The 17,682-nt window shown below is 60.2% G+C and carries 14 protein-coding genes; 7 read left to right on the top strand and 7 right to left on the bottom strand.

Annotated elements, in window-relative coordinates:
• Nucleotides 1-25: 25 nt before the first annotated feature.
• The 5 genes from gsiD to iaaA are packed head-to-tail and all read right to left on the bottom strand — an operon-like array spanning nucleotide 26 to nucleotide 6,248.
• Nucleotides 26-937 (bottom strand): glutathione ABC transporter permease GsiD, encoded by a 912-nt coding sequence (gene gsiD / locus MOQ06_RS21050; RefSeq protein WP_148418691.1) that lies wholly within the window; start codon nucleotides 935-937, stop codon nucleotides 26-28.
• Between the two features lies 1 nt (nucleotide 938).
• On the bottom strand, nucleotides 939-1,859 hold the full coding sequence (gsiC, locus tag MOQ06_RS21055) for a glutathione ABC transporter permease GsiC (RefSeq protein ID WP_148418690.1): 921 nt from the start codon (nucleotides 1,857-1,859) through the stop codon (nucleotides 939-941).
• 5 nt (nucleotides 1,860-1,864) lie between these two features.
• Complete coding sequence (gene gsiB, locus MOQ06_RS21060; protein WP_242174697.1) at nucleotides 1,865-3,403, bottom strand: glutathione ABC transporter substrate-binding protein GsiB; 1,539 nt, start codon at nucleotides 3,401-3,403, stop codon at nucleotides 1,865-1,867.
• 23 nt (nucleotides 3,404-3,426) lie between these two features.
• Nucleotides 3,427-5,298 carry a glutathione ABC transporter ATP-binding protein GsiA gene (gene gsiA / locus MOQ06_RS21065; protein ID WP_242174698.1) on the bottom strand — a complete coding sequence of 624 codons (1,872 nt, stop codon included), beginning with the start codon at nucleotides 5,296-5,298 and terminating at the stop codon, nucleotides 3,427-3,429.
• A gap of 11 nt (nucleotides 5,299-5,309) precedes the next feature.
• Nucleotides 5,310-6,248, bottom strand: coding sequence for a beta-aspartyl-peptidase (gene iaaA / locus MOQ06_RS21070; RefSeq protein WP_148418687.1), 939 nt, complete (start codon nucleotides 6,246-6,248; stop codon nucleotides 5,310-5,312).
• Nucleotides 6,249-6,437: 189 nt separating this feature from the next.
• Here iaaA and moeA point away from each other — a divergent pair, with 189 nt between their 5' ends.
• Together moeA and moeB are read left to right on the top strand one after the other, a co-directional pair.
• The gene (moeA, locus tag MOQ06_RS21075; RefSeq protein ID WP_242174700.1) at nucleotides 6,438-7,670 is read left to right on the top strand and encodes a molybdopterin molybdotransferase MoeA; all 1,233 of its coding nucleotides are present in this window, start codon (nucleotides 6,438-6,440) and stop codon (nucleotides 7,668-7,670) included.
• 1 nt (nucleotide 7,671) lies between these two features.
• Nucleotides 7,672-8,424, top strand: a complete 753-nt coding sequence (gene moeB, locus MOQ06_RS21080; protein WP_242174701.1) for a molybdopterin-synthase adenylyltransferase MoeB — start codon at nucleotides 7,672-7,674, stop codon at nucleotides 8,422-8,424.
• A 90-nt stretch (nucleotides 8,425-8,514) separates the two neighbouring features.
• On the opposite strand, the gene fsa is transcribed toward moeB, so the two are convergent.
• The gene (gene fsa, locus MOQ06_RS21085; protein WP_242174702.1) at nucleotides 8,515-9,177 is read right to left on the bottom strand and encodes a fructose-6-phosphate aldolase; all 663 of its coding nucleotides are present in this window, start codon (nucleotides 9,175-9,177) and stop codon (nucleotides 8,515-8,517) included.
• A gap of 127 nt (nucleotides 9,178-9,304) precedes the next feature.
• Between fsa and MOQ06_RS21090 the strand changes: the two genes are divergently transcribed.
• From MOQ06_RS21090 to MOQ06_RS21105, 4 genes are all read left to right on the top strand, one after another.
• Nucleotides 9,305-10,204 carry a glycyl-radical enzyme activating protein gene (locus MOQ06_RS21090; RefSeq protein WP_242174703.1) on the top strand — a complete coding sequence of 300 codons (900 nt, stop codon included), beginning with the start codon at nucleotides 9,305-9,307 and terminating at the stop codon, nucleotides 10,202-10,204.
• A 4-nt stretch (nucleotides 10,205-10,208) separates the two neighbouring features.
• Nucleotides 10,209-12,641: a formate C-acetyltransferase/glycerol dehydratase family glycyl radical enzyme gene (locus MOQ06_RS21095; RefSeq protein ID WP_242174704.1), complete on the top strand. Its 2,433-nt coding sequence runs from the start codon at nucleotides 10,209-10,211 to the stop codon at nucleotides 12,639-12,641.
• Nucleotides 12,642-12,794: 153 nt separating this feature from the next.
• The gene (locus MOQ06_RS21100) at nucleotides 12,795-13,610 is read left to right on the top strand and encodes a Cof-type HAD-IIB family hydrolase (protein ID WP_148418681.1); all 816 of its coding nucleotides are present in this window, start codon (nucleotides 12,795-12,797) and stop codon (nucleotides 13,608-13,610) included.
• A gap of 149 nt (nucleotides 13,611-13,759) precedes the next feature.
• Entirely contained in the window at nucleotides 13,760-15,016 is a 1,257-nt protein-coding gene (locus tag MOQ06_RS21105) for a DUF1479 domain-containing protein (RefSeq protein ID WP_148418680.1), read from the top strand.
• Here MOQ06_RS21105 and MOQ06_RS21110 read toward each other — a convergent pair.
• On the bottom strand, nucleotides 15,013-16,086 hold the full coding sequence (locus MOQ06_RS21110) for a LacI family DNA-binding transcriptional regulator (RefSeq protein ID WP_242174705.1): 1,074 nt from the start codon (nucleotides 16,084-16,086) through the stop codon (nucleotides 15,013-15,015). The genes MOQ06_RS21105 and MOQ06_RS21110 overlap by 4 nt on opposite strands.
• A gap of 286 nt (nucleotides 16,087-16,372) precedes the next feature.
• Between MOQ06_RS21110 and MOQ06_RS21115 the strand changes: the two genes are divergently transcribed.
• Complete coding sequence (locus tag MOQ06_RS21115) at nucleotides 16,373-17,674, top strand: MFS transporter (protein WP_148418678.1); 1,302 nt, start codon at nucleotides 16,373-16,375, stop codon at nucleotides 17,672-17,674.
• Nucleotides 17,675-17,682 lie beyond the last annotated feature (8 nt).

Below are 17,682 nucleotides of genomic sequence, written 5' to 3' on the forward strand. Positions count from 1 at the left end.
GGCAAGCCGTAAGGTCCCGCAAAACCTACCCTTTAATCCTCGGATCCAGCGCGTCGCGCAGCCCGTCACCCAGTAAATTAAACGCCAGCACGGTGAGGAAAATCGCCAGGCTCGGGAAGATCGCCACGTGCGGCGCAATCACCATATCCGCCCTCGCCTCGTTCAGCATCGCACCCCACTCCGGCGTCGGCGGCTGTGCCCCTAACCCCAAAAACGACAGGCTCGCCGCCGAGATAATCGACACGCCAATGCGCATGGTGAAGTAGACCACGATGGACGACACCGTCCCCGGCAGAATATGGCTGAACAGGATGGTGGCATCGCTGGCCCCCATGCTGCGTGCCGACTCGATAAAGGTCTGCTGCTTGAGCACCAGCGTGTTGCCACGCACCAGGCGAGCGAAGGCGGGTATGGAAAATACCGCCACGGCGATGATGACGTTCGCCATGCCGCTGCCCATCACCGCCACCACGGCAATGGCCAGCAGAATGCCGGGAAAAGCAAACAGCACGTCGCAGATGCGCATGATGATGCGATCCCACCAGCCTTCGTAGTACCCTGCCACAAGCCCCAGCACGGTGCCAATCGCCGCGCCTATCAGCACCGCAAAAACCCCGGCCGCCAGCGAGATTTGCGCCCCTACCAGCACGCGGCTGAAGATATCGCGCCCGAGCGAGTCCACGCCAAACCAGTGCATCATCGACGGGCCATCGTTCAGACGGTCATAGTCGAAGTAGTTTTCCGCATCAAACGGGGCTATCCACGGGGCAACCATCGCCACCAGGATCAGCAGCAACACGAACAGCCCGGCGACCATCGCGACCGGCTGACGGCGGAATCGCCGCCAGAACTCAACCCACGGGGTACGAATATGGTCCGGCCTGATCCCCGGCATAGCGTTCAAAATGGCCTGACGACGCCAGTTCAATAATCGCATCTTATTTATACCTGATAGCCGGGTTAATGGCGGCATAGAGCACGTCCACCACGAGATTGATAAGAATAAATTCCAGCGAGAAAAGCAGGACTTCCGCCTGAATCACCGGGTAGTCGCGCATGTCGACCGAGTCGACCAGCAGACGCCCCAGCCCCGGCCAGTTGAAGACCTTCTCTACCACGATAGAGCCGCCCAGCAGAAAGCCAAACTGAAGCCCCATCATCGTCACCACCGGGATCATCGCGTTACGAAAACCGTGCTTGAGGATGACCCATTTCTCGCTGACCCCTTTCGCCCGCGCGGTGCGAATATAATCTTCGCTCAGCACGTCAACAAACGAGGCGCGGGTGAAGCGGGCCATCACTGCCGCAACGGCTGCGCCAAGCGTCATGGAGGGGAGAATGTAGTGCTTCCAGGTGTCGGCCCCGACGGTGGGCAACCAGCCCAGCTCGACGGAGAAAATCTGCATCAGCAGCATGCCCAGCGCAAACGCCGGGAAAGAGATGCCGGTGACCGCTAGCGCCATGCCGATTTTATCCGGCCAGCGGTTGCGCCAGACGGCGGCCACAATCCCTGCGCCCAGGCCAAATATCACCGCCCAGCCCATGCTGGCGAGCGTCAGCCAGAAGGTCGGCATAAAGCGGCTGGCAATCTCCTCCGACACCGGCCGACGCGACACCATCGAGATGCCAAAGTCTCCTTGCAGGACGTTGCCAATGTAATGCAGAAACTGCCGGTACAGCGGCTGGTCAAGCCCCAGCTGTTTACGCACCAGCTCGATAACCGTCGCGTCCGCTTCCGGCCCGGCAATTAACCGCGCCGGATCGCCGGGCAGCATGTGGACAAACAAAAACACCAGCACGGCCACAATCAGCAGCGTCGGGATTAGCCCCAGCAGGCGTTTACACACATAATTCAGCATGAGTTTTATTTTAGATCCGCGTCGTCAAAGCTAAAGCCGGTATCCGGCATGATGTAAAAGCCGGTCAGCGCTTTGTTATGGGCCGACACCAGCTTTTCCACCACCAGCGGCACCCACGGCGACTCTTTCCAGATGATGTCCTGCGCCTCTTTGTACAGGCGCGCTTTCTCTTCCGGTTTGGTGGTTTTCAGGGCAGCGGCCAGATCCTTATCCACCTGCGGATTGCTGTAGAACGCGGTGTTGAACAGCGTTGGCGGCCAGTTCTGGGAAGCAAACAGCGGCGACAGCGACCAGTCCGCTTCACCGGTTGAAGCCGTCCAGCCGGTATAGAACATGCGCACGTTGCTCTCTTTCTGCCCTTTACCTTCTACTTCCGCCGCGCGCTGCCCGGCATCCATCGCCGTGACCCGCGCTTTGATGCCCACCTGCGCCAGCTGCTGCTGTGTGAACTGCAGCACCTTCTGAGCGGTACTGTGATTATGCGACGACCACAGCGTGGTGCTGAAACCGTCTGGATAGCCCGCCTCTTTCAGCAGCTCCCGCGCTTTTGCCGGATCGTACGGCCACGGCTGATAGCTCTGGGCGTATTCGATGGTCGGCGGCATCACGCCCGTCGCCGGAGTGGCGTAGCCCGCAAAGGCAACCTTCACCAGCGCCTGACGGTTAATGGCATAGTTGATGGCTTCCCGCACCTTCGGATTATCAAACGGTTTTTGCGTAACGTTCATGCTGATGTAGCGCTGCATAATCGACGGGCTGGCCACCAGCTCCAGCCTGCTGTTTTTCGCCAGCAGCGCCGCCTGTTCGTACGGGATCGGGAAGGCAAACTGCGCTTCGCCGGTTTGCAGCATCGCCGCGCGGGTATTGTTGTCCACGACCGGGCGCCAGGTGATGGTATCCAGCTTCGGCAGCCCCTGCTGCCAGTATCCGGCGAACTTTTTCACCTTCACAAAATCGGTCTGGTTCCAGGTGAGCAGCTCGTACGGCCCGGTTCCCACCGGGTGGAAGCCGATTTCGTTGCCGTATTTTTTCAGGGCGGCGGGCGAAATCATGGCCGTCGCCGGATGCGCCAGAATATTGATAAACGCCGAGAACGGCTCTTTCAGAACGATCTTCACCGTCGCCGGATCGACCACCTCGGTACGGGCAATATTTTTATACAGGTTGTAGCGCTTAAGGCCGTTTTCCGGATTGCTGGCACGGTCGAGGTTAATCTTAACCGCCTCGGCGTTGAAGTCGGTGCCGTCCTGGAACTTCACGCCGCTACGGAGCTTAACGGTGTAAACCAGCCCGTCGTCCGAAACGGTGTACCCTTCCGCCAGCACGTTATTCAGCTTCATCTCTCTGTCCAGGCCAAACAGCCCCTGATAGAACGATTTCGCCACCGCCTGGGAAAGGGTGTCGTTCGCATCGTACGGATCCAGCGTCGTGAAGTTAGACCCCACAGCCACCACCACGTCTTTAGCAGCGAACGCGGGGGCGGCGGCCAGCGCGGCCGTCACGCTCGCGGCCAGCAGCCATTTACGAGCAACAAAAGGAACCATTGTGTTCTCCTGCCTGTTGTAGGTTATAACCGCGAGAATGCATTGTCCTGACGCGGTGGTGCGACAAAATGACCGGGACCGACCTCACGCAGCGCCACGCGCTCGAGGGTTTCGCCCCGTTTACGAATATTGCTCGGCATGTCGTCCTGCAGCAGCACGCGCTGGGCGTGTCGATGCTCCGGATCGGCAACCGGTACGGCGGACATCAGCTTGCGGGTGTACGGGTGCTGCGGGTTTTCAAACACCGCCCGACGCGGGCCAATTTCAACAATCTGCCCCATGTACATCACCGCCACGCGATGGCTGATACGCTCCACTACCGCCATATCGTGGGAGATGAACAGAAACGCAATGCCCATATCCCGCTGCAGGTCGAGCAGCAGGTTAATAATTTGCGCGCGGATAGAGACGTCCAGCGCCGAAACGGACTCGTCGGCGATCACCACCTTCGGGTTCAGCGCCAGCGCGCGCGCGATGCAGATGCGCTGCCGCTGCCCGCCAGAAAATTCGTGCGGGTAACGCCAGGCATGCTCCGGCTTCAGGCCCACGCGCTCCAGCAGCCACGCGACGCGGCGCTGGGCGGCCTCGCCGTCGAGCAGGTTATGCACCCGCAGCGGCTCCATGATCGAGTACCCCACCGTATGGCGCGGATCGAGCGACGCGTAAGGATCCTGGAAAATAAACTGTATATCCCGGCGCACCGCCTGCAGCTTGCTGTTGGGAAGCGTATCGATACGCTCGCCGTTGAAGGTGATGCTCCCCTCCTGCGACTCCACCAGCCTGAGCAGCGCCCGCCCGGTGGTGGATTTACCGCAGCCGGACTCCCCCACCAGCGCCAGCGTTTCGCCCGGCCAGAGATCAAAGCTGACGTTTTCGACCGCGTGTACTTCGCGCTTCACGCGATTAAGGATCCCGCTTCGCAGCGGGAAGCGGGTCACCAGATCGCGCACTTCGAGAATCGGCCTGCCGGGTACCACCGTATCCTGCGCGGTGTCGTCTTCCTGCTGCGCCTGCTGGCTCGGGGAAATCAGCGGAAAGCGGCGCGGAAAATCGCTGCCGTTCATGGCGCCCAGGCGCGGGACCGCCGCCAGCAGCGCTTTGGTATAAGGATGAACAGGCGCATGAAATACCTGCTCCACCGTGCCGGTTTCCACGGCATGGCCCTGATGCATGACCAGCACCCGATCGGCAATATCCGCAACCACGCCCATGTCGTGGGTGATAAAGATCACCCCCATCTCCATCTCCTGTTGCAGCACCTTTATCAGCTGCAGGATCTGGGCCTGAATGGTCACGTCCAGCGCCGTCGTCGGTTCGTCGGCAATCAGTACCGCCGGACGGCACGACAGCGCCATCGCAATCATTACCCGCTGGCGCATACCGCCAGACAGCTGATGCGGATAGCGGGACAAAATCGCGTGCGCCTCGGGAATACGCACCAGCTCCAGCATTCGCCTGGCTTCGTTGAGGGCCTCATCGCCGTTCAGCCCCTGGTGCAGGCGAATAGACTCGGCAATCTGCTCCCCCACCGGAAAGACCGGGTTCAGGGAGGTCATCGGCTCCTGGAAAATCATGGCGATATCCGCCCCGCGCACGCCCTGCATCTGCGACGCGCTGAGCTCGTTGAGGTCGATAACCTGGCGGTTCCTGCGGCGGAGCAGGATCTGTTCGCTGGTGACCCGCCCGCCCGTCTGCTCAAGCAGACGCATCAGCGCCAGCGCGGTCACGGATTTACCCGAACCGGACTCGCCGACTATCGCCAGCGTTTCGCCACGGTTGAGCGAAAACGACAGGTCCTGAACCGCCGGGATAAACTGCCGCTCTTCCTGAAAGGCAATATTCAGCTGATGAACAGCCAACACTTCCCGACTGTCCAGCTCTTCACTGTGCGGCACGCGGCGCCCCCTTATTCACGATAAATTCCTGTGCTGGGCGCATCGCCGGCATACCCCCACGCCCGGTACATCCCTTCGCTGTTGAACGGCAGGGCTACGTTTCCTTCGCGATCCACCGCAATCAGGCCACCTTCGCCGCCCAGCGCCGGCAGCTTTTCCATCACCACCCGCTCGCAGGCTTCGCTCAGGCTTAAACCGCCGTAATCCATCAGCGCGGTGATGTCGTACGCCGCCAGCGCCCGAATAAACACCTCGCCGGTGCCGGTGCACGACACTGCGGCCGTGGCGTTATTGGCGTAGCATCCTGCGCCCGGCAGCGGGCTGTCGCCCACCCGTCCCGGCAGCTTGTTGGTCATACCGCCCGTTGACGTTGCGGCAGCGAGGTTACCGGCTTTATCCAGCGCCACCGCGCCTACCGTGCCCATTTTGCTGCGTTCATCCAGCGGCGCGGAATGATCAAGCTGCGTCATCCCCGCGGTACGGGCTTCCAGCAGCTGGCGGTAACGCTCCTCGGTGGAAAAAAGATCGGGCGAGACCGCGTCCATTCCGCGTTCGACGGCAAATTGCTCTGCCCCCGCGCCCGTCAGCAGCACGTGCGGGCTTTGCTCCATCACCAGGCGCGCGGCAAGTACGGGGTTACGCAGGCGGCTGACGCCTGCCACTGCCCCCGCTTTCAGGGTGACGCCGTCCATCACGCAGGCATCCAGCTCGTGCGTTTCATCCCGCGTAAAGACCGAGCCAATCCCGGCATTAAACAGCGGGCACTCCTCCAGCAGCCGCACCGCCTCGGTCACCACGTCCAGCGCGCTTTCGCCCGCTTCCAGCATCCGCTGGCCGGTTTCCACAATAGCGTTCAGCGCATCTATATAACGCTTTTCCTGCTCGGGACTGAGCTGTGCACGGGTGATTGCCCCGGCACCGCCATGAATTGCGATAACCGCTTTACTCATTTCGCATCACCCATCAGCCTGGCTGGCTGCTTTTTCTATAAATATCATTATCGTCGATGAAACTTCAGATGATTTTTGAATATAGAAAGACGCAACTGTGATGTAAAGCGTACACCCATCGGGTCATACAGTTAGCCGCACTTTTCTGCCATAATGGGCGCTTTCGTTGTTACTCCGCAGGAGCCCACCATGGATTTTACCGCCGGACTGATGCCGCTTGAGACGGCACTCTCGCAGATGCTTGACCGCATTACTCCACTGCACGACGTTGAAACGCTGCCCCTTGTGCGCTGTTTTGGCCGTATTGCCGCGCGCGATATCGTCTCGCCGATGAACGTGCCGGGGTTCGATAACGCGGCGATGGACGGCTACGCCGTGCGTCTGGCGGATCTGCAACCGGGTGCGCCGCTGCCCGTGGCGGGTAAGGCGTTTGCCGGGCAGCCGTTCAGCGGTGAATGGCCAGCGGGCACCTGCGTGCGCATCATGACCGGCGCGCCGGTGCCAAAGGGCTGCGAAGCGGTGGTGATGCAGGAAGAGACCGAACAAACGGACGGCGGCGTGCGCTTTACCGCCAGCGTCAAAGCGGGACAAAATATCCGCCGCACCGGGGAGGACATTACCCTCGGCGCGACGGTCTTTGCCGCCGGGCAAAAATTGACCGTCGCCGAACTGCCGGTCCTGGCGTCGCTTGGCATCGCGGAAATTGACGTGGTTCGCAAAGTGCGCGTGGCGGTGTTCTCCACGGGAGACGAGCTACAGCTGCCGGGCCAGCCGCTGAACGAGGGGCAGATTTACGACACCAACCGTCTGGCGGTGCACCTGATGCTGGAGCAGCTGGGCTGCGAGGTGATTAACCTGGGCATCATTCCTGACGATCCGGAAAAACTGCGCGCGGCGTTCATCGAGGCTGACGCGTCTGCCGACGTGGTGATTAGCTCCGGCGGCGTATCGGTTGGCGAAGCGGACTACACCAAAACCCTGCTTGAAGAGCTGGGCGAAATCGCCTTCTGGAAGCTGGCGATTAAGCCGGGCAAACCGTTCGCGTTTGGCAAGCTTCCGCACAGCTGGTTCTGCGGCCTGCCGGGTAACCCGGTCTCTGCAGCGCTGACCTTCTACCAGCTGGTCATTCCGCTGCTGGCGCGGCTTTCCGGCAACAAGGCCAGCCCGCTGCCGGTACGCCAGCGCGTGCGTGCGGCAACGCGCCTGAAAAAATCCCCGGGTCGTCTCGACTTCCAGCGCGGCATCCTGACGCGCAACGCCGACGGCGAGCTGGAGGTGAGCACCACCGGGCATCAGGGCTCGCACATCTTCAGCTCCTTCAGCCAGGGTAACTGTTTTATCGTGCTTGAGCGCGAGCGCGGCCACGTAGAGGCGGGCGAATGGGTCGAAGTGGAATGCTTTAACCACCTGTTCGGAGGCTGATATGGCGGTGGAGCTGAGCGACCAGGAGATGATGCGTTACAACCGCCAGATTGTGCTGCGCGGGTTTGATTTCGAGGGCCAGGAAGCGCTCAAGTCTGCCCGCGTGCTGGTTGTTGGTCTCGGCGGGCTGGGCTGCGCTGCCGCACAATACCTCGCCGCGGCGGGCGTGGGCAGCATGACGCTGCTGGATTTCGATACCGTGTCGGTGTCTAACCTGCAGCGCCAGACGCTGCACAGCGACGCGACCGTTGGCCAGCCGAAAGTAGAGTCCGCCGGGGCGGCGCTGGCCCGCATTAACCCTGACGTTCAGCTCACCCTGATTGATGCCCAGCTGGATGACGAGGCGCTGTTTGCGCAGATTGCGCAGCACGATCTGGTGCTGGACTGTACCGACAACGTCGCCGTTCGCAACCAGCTTAACGCCGGCTGTTTTACCCACAAAACGCCGCTGGTGTCCGGCGCGGCAATCCGCATGGAAGGACAAATCAGCGTCTTTACCTACGCCCAAGGCGAACCGTGCTACCGCTGCCTGAGCCGCCTGTTTGGTGAAAATGCGCTGACCTGCGTTGAGGCGGGCGTGATGGCGCCGCTAGTCGGCGTGATCGGGTCGCTGCAGGCGATGGAAGCGATTAAGATGCTGGCGCACTACGGCACGCCTGCGGCGGGGAAAATCGTGATGTATGACGCAATGACCTGCCAGTTCCGCGAGATGAAGCTGATGCGTAATCCGGGATGTGAGGTGTGCGGAGGTTAAAGCAAACGGCAACCTTCAGGTTGCCGTTTTAGTGTTTGCTCCCTCTCCCTGTGGGAGAGGGTTGGGGTGAGGGCATCAGGCCGCCCCTCATCAGATCGACGTCCGTCCAAATGCCCCCTGCCAGTCCTGCTCAAACTTCACGATTGCCGCGTCCACCGCCGGAGAGGTGATAAACTGCTGCGCCACGTCCAGCGGCAGCGTGATGGACTCGCACCCTGCCAGCAGGCAGTCCAGCGCCTGACGCGGGGTTTTGAAGCTCGCCGCCAGCACCTTTGACTGCGGGGCATGCAGCGTCAGCAGCTGCTGTAATTCCACAACGGTCTGGATCCCGTCTCCGCCCTGCGCGTCCACGCGGTTCACGTAAGGCGCGACATAGTCTGCTCCCGCCAGCGCGGACAGCATCCCCTGGGCAGCGCCGTATACCGCCGTGCCCAGCGTCGGGATCCCTTCTGCCTTCAGCATTTTGATTGCCGCCAGCCCTTCAGCGGTCACGGGCACTTTTACCACCAGATCGTTAACAATCGCGCGCAGCTTGCGGGCGTCTTCCACCATCCCTTCGGCGGTGGTCGCCATCACCTGCGCGAACAGACGGCCTTTGCCGCCCAGCGCGTCGTGCAGCGCCGGCAGCAGCTCTTCCAGCGGAATTTTACCCGCCGCCACAATGCTTGGGTTCGTGGTCACGCCCGCCAGCGGGAAGATACGCGCCAGCTTTTTGACTGCCGCAACGTCAGATGTGTCGAGATAAAGTTCCATGATGTCACCCTCAAAATTAGCCTGCACTTACCCTATCACGACAAAACCTGCTCAGGAGTTGACCCATATCAAGATAACTTTCATTCGAAAGTAATTTAATCTTCATATGTAATCAGAGGGCGAGAATATGATCTTCAATATACAGCGTTACTCCACCCACGACGGCCCGGGTATTCGTACCGTAGTATTCATGAAAGGCTGCTCGCTGGGCTGTCGCTGGTGCCAGAACCCGGAAAGCCGCGCCCGCACGCGGGACGTGCTGTTTGACGCGCGTCTGTGCCTGGAGGGCTGCGACCTGTGTCAGCAGGTGGCGCAAGGCTGTATCGACCGCGCGCTGAACGGGCTGATCATCCATCGGGAGAAGCTTGACGACGCCACGCTCGATGCCCTCACCGACTGCTGCCCGACCCAGGCGCTCACCGTCTGCGGTGAAGAGAAGCAGGTTGAAGAGATTATGGCGACGGTCCTGCGCGATAAGCCCTTCTACGACCGCAGCGGCGGCGGGATCACCCTCTCCGGCGGTGAGCCGTTTATGAACCCCGAACTGGCGCATGCCCTGTTCAAAGCCAGCCACAACCAGGGAATCCACACCGCCGTCGAAACCTGCCTTCACGTGCCGTGGCGCTATATCGAGCCGTCACTGCCGTACGTCGATCTGTTCCTCGCCGACCTGAAGCACGTTGACTCTGAAGTATTCAAGCAGTGGACGGACGGCTCGGCAAAACGCATCCTGGACAACCTGAAACGCCTGGCCGCTGCCGGGAAAAAAATCACCATCCGCGTGCCGCTGATCCAGGGCTTTAACGCCGATGAAGCCTCTGTTACCGCCATTACCAACTTCGCCGCCGACGAACTCGGCGTTCACGACATTCACTTTCTGCCGTATCACACGCTGGGCATGAACAAATACACCCTGCTCGGCCAACCCTACTCTGCCCCTGACAAACCGCTGGATAACCCTGCCCTGCTGGACTTCGCACAGCAGTATGCCTGCCAGAAAGGGTTAACCGCGACCTTACGAGGATAACACTATGACAACCCTGAATCTCAACACCCTGAGCGAGCGCATCAAGGCGCACAAAATGGCGCTGGTGCATATCGTTAAGCCGCCGGTCTGCACCGAGCGCGCCCGGCACTACACCGAAATGTATCAGCAGCATCTGGACAAGCCGATTCCGGTACGCCGCGCGCTGGCGCTGGCACACCACCTGGCCGAGCGTACCATCTGGATCAAACACGACGAGCTGATCGTCGGTAACCAGGCAAGCGAAGTCCGCGCCGCGCCGATCTTCCCGGAATACACCGTTTCCTGGATTGAGAAAGAGATTGACGATCTGGCGGACCGTCCGGGGGCGGGCTTTGCGGTAAGCGAAGAGAACAAGCGCGTTCTGCATGAGATTTGCCCGTGGTGGCGCGGCCAGACGGTGCAGGATCGCTGCTACGGTATGTTTACCGACGAGCAAAAAAGCCTGCTGGAGACCGGCATCATCAAGGCTGAAGGCAACATGACCTCCGGCGACGCGCACCTGGCGGTGAACTTCCCGCTGCTGCTGGAAAAAGGGCTCGACGGCCTGCGCGCGAAGGTGGCCGAGCGCCGCTCGCGCATCAACCTGACGGTGCTGGAAGACCTGCACGGCGAACAGTTCCTGAAGGCGATTGATATCGTGCTGGACGCGGTTAGCCTGCATATCGAACGTTTCGCGGCCCTGGCGCGCGAAATGGCCGCCGGCGAAACCCGCGAAAGCCGCCGCGACGAGCTGCTGGCCATTGCGGAAAACTGCGACATCATTGCCCACCAGCCGCCAAAAACCTTCTGGCAGGCGCTGCAGCTGTGCTACTTCATTCAGCTGATCCTGCAAATTGAATCCAACGGCCACTCCGTGTCGTTTGCCCGCATGGATCAGTACCTTTATCCGTACTACCGCCGCGACGTGGAGCTGGACCAGAGCCTGGATCGCGAGCACGCCATTGAGCTGCTGCACAGCTGCTGGCTGAAGCTGCTGGAAGTGAACAAGATCCGCTCCGGCTCGCACTCTAAAGCCTCGGCGGGCAGTCCGCTGTATCAGAACGTCACCATCGGCGGCCAGAAGCTGGTCAACGGTGAGCCGATGGACGCGGTAAACCCGCTCTCCTACGCGATTCTGGAATCCTGCGGTCGCCTGCGCTCCACGCAGCCGAACCTGAGCGTGCGTTACCACGCGGGCATGAGCAGCGATTTCCTCGATGCCTGCGTGCAGGTGATCCGCTGCGGCTTCGGCATGCCGGCGTTCAATAACGATGAAATCGTGATCCCGGAATTCATCAAGCTCGGCGTTGAACGAGACGACGCCTATGACTATGCGGCCATCGGCTGCATCGAAACCGCAGTCGGCGGCAAGTGGGGCTACCGCTGCACCGGCATGAGCTTTATCAACTTCGCCCGCGTCATGCTGGCGGCGCTGGAAGGCGGCCGCGACGCCACCAGCGGCAAGGTATTCCTGCCGCAGGAGAAAGCCCTCTCTGCCGGTAACTTCGTCAACTTCGATGAAGTCATGGCGGCCTGGGATACCCAGATCCGCTACTACACCCGCAAATCCATCGAGATTGAGTACGTGGTGGACACCATGCTGGAAGAGAACGTCCACGACATTCTCTGCTCGGCGCTGGTGGATGACTGCATCGAACGCGCGAAAAGCATCAAGCAGGGCGGCGCGAAGTATGACTGGGTGTCCGGCCTGCAGGTGGGGATCGCCAACCTCGGCAACAGCCTGGCGGCGGTGAAGAAGCTGGTATTTGAGCAGGGCGTCATCGGCCAGCAGCAGCTGGCGGCGGCGCTGGCGGACGACTTCGAGGGGCTGACCCACGAGCAGCTGCGCCAGCGCCTGATTAACGGCGCGCCGAAGTACGGTAACGATGACGACGGCGTGGACATGCTGCTGACCCGCGCCTATCAGACCTACATTGAGGAGCTGAAGCAGTATCACAATCCGCGCTACGGCCGCGGTCCGACTGGCGGTAACTACTACGCGGGCACGTCATCCATCTCCGCAAACGTGCCGTTTGGCGCGGCGACGATGGCGACGCCGGACGGACGCAAAGCGCACACCCCGCTGGCAGAAGGGGCAAGCCCGGCTTCCGGTACGGACCATCTCGGCCCGACGGCGGTTATCGGCTCCGTGGGTAAACTGCCTACCGGGGCGATCCTGGGCGGCGTGCTGCTTAACCAGAAGCTGAACCCGTCGACGCTGGAAAACGACAGCGACCGCCAGAAGCTGATGGTGCTGCTGCGTACCTTCTTCGAGGTGCACAAAGGCTGGCATATTCAGTACAACATCGTCTCGCGTGAAACGCTGCTGGAAGCGAAGAAACACCCTGACCAGTACCGCGATCTGGTGGTGCGCGTGGCGGGCTACTCGGCATTCTTTACCGCCCTTTCCCCGGATGCGCAGGACGATATTATCGCCCGTACCGAGCATACGCTGTAACGAAGCATCCCCTCTCCTACAAGGAGAGGGAGAAAATATTAAAGCGGCAACGTCGGTTGCCGCTTTGCTTTTACTTTCGAATGAAATTAAATTTGTGCTCCCCGTCACCTTGTTATTAGAATGTTTCAAAACGCAGTGACCCAGGAGCACAGTATGACCGTTAAAGTTATCGTCACCGATATGGACGGAACTTTCCTTGATGATGCCAAGCAGTACGATCGTGACCGCTTCCAGGCACAGTTTGAACAGCTTAAAGCCCGCAACATTGAGTTTGTCGTTGCCAGCGGCAACCAGTATTACCAGCTCATCTCCTTTTTCCCGGAGCTGAAAAACCAGATCTCCTTCGTGGCGGAAAACGGCGCGCTGGTCTTCGATCACGGTGAGCAAATTTTCCACGGCGAGCTGACCCGCCATGAGTCGCAGATCGTGATTGGCGAACTGCTGAAAGACAAAGGGCTGAATTTTGTGGCCTGCGGTCTGGAGAGCGCCTACGTCAGCGACCAGGCGCCGGACGCGTTCGTGGCGCTGATGTCAAAGCACTATCACCGCTTAAAGCGTATCGGCGACTACCGCGACATTGACGACGTGCTGTTTAAGTTCTCTCTTAACCTGCCGGACAGCGATATCCCGAATCTGGTCGATAAACTGCACGAGTCCCTGGACGGCATCATGAAGCCTGTTACCAGCGGCTTCGGCTTTGTCGATTTGATTATCCCCGGCCTGCACAAAGCCAACGGCATCAGCCGCCTGCTGAAACGCTGGAAAGTTTCCCCGCAGGAGTGCGTGGGCATCGGCGACAGCGGCAACGATGCCGAGATGCTAAAGCTGGTGAAATATTCCTTTGCCATGGGCAACGCGGCAGAAAGCATCAAAGAAATCAGCCGCTACAGCACCGACAACAACAACCACCAGGGCGCGCTGAACGTCATTCAGGCCGTACTCGACAACCACTCCCCGTTCGACGCCTGATCCTCTCCTCGCCGGAGCCTTGCTCCGGCCTCTCACTCTTTTTCCATCCTGTGGTATCGGTCAAGGTTTTAAACTTGCATTAACTTAATTTTAACTTAAAGTATCACATGTAGACATTTTTACTTTCGAATGAAAGATGCGAGGCAGTTATGACCTTTACCAGTGAAACGTTGCCGGCGGATCACAAAGCGGCAATCCGTCAGTTAAAACGTGAGTTACGCGCGCAGATCGGCGACGTGCAGGCGGTGTTTAATAAGCTCAGCGATAAAATTGCCACCCGCGTGGCGGAAATCAACGCCCTTAAGAACAAAGGCGAAACCGTCTGGCCAGTGATCCCATTCGCGGATGTGAAAAACGGCACCCTCACCGACGCTCAGCGCGAGGCCGTTAAACGCCGCGGCTGCGCGGTGATCAAAGGTCACTTCCCGCGCGAGCAGGCGCTGGCGTGGGATCGGTCGATGCTCGACTACCTCGATCTCAACAGGTTTGACGAGGTTTACAACGGTCCGGGGGATAACTTCTTCGGCACCTTAACGGCCTCTCGTCCGGAAATTTACCCTATTTACTGGTCTCAGGCGCAAATGCAGGCACGCCAGAGCGAAGAGATGGCGCAGGTGCAGTCGTTCCTGAACCGCTTATGGACATTCGAGAGCAACGGCAAGCAGTGGTTTAACCCGGACGTGAGCGTGATCTACCCGGACCGCATCCGTCGTCGTCCGCCGGGAACCACATCGAAAGGGCTTGGCGCGCATACCGATTCCGGCGCGCTGGAGCGCTGGCTGCTGCCGGCCTATCAGCAGGTCTTTGCCCGCGTCTTTGACGGCAACGTGGAAAAATACGATCCGTGGAACGCCGCGCACCGTACCGAAGTGGAAGAGTACACGGTGGATAACACCACTAAATGCTCGGTGTTCCGCACCTTCCAGGGCTGGACGGCGCTGTCGGACATGATCCCCGGTCAGGGGCTGCTGCACGTGGTGCCGATCCCGGAAGCGATGGCCTATATTCTGCTGCGACCGCTGCTGGACGACGTGCCGGAAGATGAGCTGTGCGGCGTGGCGCCGGGGCGCGTGCTGCCGATATCCGAGAAGTGGCATCCGCTGCTCATCGAAGCGCTGACCAGCATTCCGGCGCTGGAGGCGGGCGATTCCGTCTGGTGGCACTGCGACGTGATCCACTCCGTCGCGCCGGTTGAGAACCAGCAGGGCTGGGGCAACGTAATGTACATTCCCGCCGCGCCGATGTGCGAGAAGAACCTCGCCTACGCGAAAAAGGTGAAGGAAGCGCTGGAAACCGGCGCGTCGCCGGGAGATTTCCCGCGCGAGGATTATGAAAAGAGCTGGCAGGGCCGCTTTACCGTGAGCGATCTGAACATTCACGGCAAGCGCGCGCTGGGCATGGCTTAACTGTCGTACAGCCCTTCCCGCTCAACGGCGGTGCGTCGTTTCCCCTGACGTATCCGCCGCACCGACTCCCGCACCGTCAGCGTGCCGTTAAGCAGCAACGTACCCACCGGCGCGTCCGGGCGCATCAGCCGCTGCTGGAGCATGTGCACCGCTTCCGTCCCCAGCTCGTCACGCGGGACATGTACCGCGGTCAGCGGCACGTCCTGAATCGCCGCCAGATTAAAACCGTCGATGCTCATCACGGAGACATCCTGCGGCACGCGCAGGCCCTGCTTTTGCAGGGCGCTGATGGTGCCCGCGGCCATAAAATCGCCGCCTACCAGGAATGCCGTGGGCAGATCGTTGCCTTTCTGCTGGTTAAGCCACTCGCTCACCCGCTGCTCCGCTTCTCGTGCGCTGAAGCTCGATACGACCAGCAGATCGCGACGGTCGCTAAACGTCAGGTTATGGGCGCTCCACGCGTCGCGGATCCCCGACAGGCGCTGCTCCATGGTGTAGCGCCGCAGACAGAGCACGTTCATCACCTCACGGTGCCCCATCTCGAACAGGTAATCCGCTGCCCGCTCGCCAATGGCGCGATGATCCGGCGCAACGGCAGGCAGGCGCATGTGCCGGTCGCGGCAGTTGATCAGCATGCAGGGTTTACCGACGTCCACCGCCAGGTCGTGGATATGCGGATCGTCGATGCCGAGGAGGATCGCCGCCTGGGTGTCCGCTTCGTTCATTCGCGCCAGAAACAGCTGGGCGTCGCTGTCGTTTTCTTCCAGCGCGCAGTAGCGCAGCCGAACCTCGTGCGAGGCAAGCCCTTTGCTAACGCTCTGGATCACGCGGTAGTAAAAGATGTCGGACCGCTCGTCAAACGCCCGCTGGGGAGCAAACACCACCAGGCTGTTAAGCAGCAGGCGCCCCGCCGCCATGCCCTCCATCACCCCAAGCTCTCGCGCGCACGCCAGCACCTTTGCGCGCGCTTTTTCGCTGGTGTTGGCCTTTCCCGCCAGCACGCGGGAAACGGTGCTGATGGAGAGCTGGGTACGGGCAGCGATTTCGGTGATTTTAAGCCTTTTGTCCATTTTGTGATCTGGCTCCATATGTGAAATGAAAAAATTTTCACAGCGTGTTTATCAGGTAATAGCTTAGCTGGCGGCCATAATGCCCAAAAACGCCCCGCATTTATGAGAAAGTTTGCACAAAATCCACTATTCCCTGCCCGTTTTCTTTCATAAGGTGAACCTGTCACACAACTTCCATACTAGTTGTATAGCAGCTTAAGTCTCTAAAACCGATAACTTTCAAAAACCTGACGCTGCGTGACGCCTGAACCTTTGTCCCCTTACCGTCCGTCTTGTGGAGAAGAAAATGAGTCAGGACATCAATAACACCCTTGCGACAAGCAAAACGCGTCGCGTCATCAAGAACCTGCGCTGGTACGTGCTGGTGCTGTTCCTTCTTGGCGTGACCGTCAACTACATCACCCGTAACTCGTTAGGCATTCTCGCTCCGGAGCTGAAGGAGAGCCTTGGGATCACCACCGAGCAATACTCCTGGATCGTCGGCGCGTTCCAGATTGCCTACACCATTTTCCAGCCCCTGTGCGGCTGGCTGATTGACGTTATTGGCCTGAAGATTGGCTTTATGGTCTGCGCCGGGATCTGGGCGCTGATGTGTATCTTCCACGCGGGCGCCGGAAGCTGGCTGCACCTCGCTATTCTGCGCTTCTTTATGGGGGCTTCCGAAGCCGCCGCGACGCCGGCAAACGCCAAAACCATCGGTGAATGGTTTCCAAAATCAGAGCGCCCCGTCGCCGCAGGCTGGGCGGGCGTGGGCTTCTCCGTCGGCGCGATGCTGGCCCCGCCTATCATCTACTTTGCCCACGCGTCGTTTGGCTGGCAGGGCGCGTTTATGTTTACCGGCGTGCTGGCGCTGGTGTGGGTGATCCTCTGGTGGGCGTTCTACCACAACCCGGAGCAGCACCCGAACCTCAGCAGCGATGAGCTGGCGTTTATCAAGCAGGATAACGAACCGCCTGCGGTAAAACTGCCCTTCCTGACCGCGCTGAAAACCGTCTCGAAGAACAAACGCTTTTACGGTATCGCCATTCCGGCCTTTATGGCGGAACCGGCCTGGGCGGTGCTGAGCTTCTGGGTGCCGCTCTACCTCGCCAAAGAGCACGGCATGGACCTGAAGCAGATCGCGATGTTCGCCTGGCTGCCGTTCCTGGCAGCCGATCTCGGCAGCGTGGCGAGCGGCTACCTCACCCGCCTCTACACCCGCTGGTTTGGCTGCACGCGCGTTAACTCGGTCGTGGCCAGCTCCGTAACCGGGGCATTTCTGATGATTTCCCTGGCGGTCGTGGCCGTGACCCGCGATCCGTATATCACCATCGTGCTGATCTCCATCGGCGGCTTCGGGCACCAGATTATCTCCTGCATGCTGAGCGCCCTGGTGGTGGAGTCGTTTGATAAAGGGCAGATGGCGACCGTCAACGGCATGCGCGGATCGGCGGCGTGGATCGCCAGCTTCCTGTTCTCTCTGTTAATCGGCGTGACCGCCGACAAAATCGGCTTCAACCCGCTCTTTATCGCCATGGGTTTCTTCGACCTGATTGGCGCTGTTTTCCTGGTGGCATTTATTGCTGAACGTCGCGCCAAGCGCGCCTGATAGTGGAT

Origin of the sequence: Enterobacter sp. I4 (assembly GCF_022669095.1) — a bacterium.
Taxonomy (GTDB): Bacteria; Pseudomonadota; Gammaproteobacteria; order Enterobacterales; family Enterobacteriaceae; genus Enterobacter; species Enterobacter pasteurii.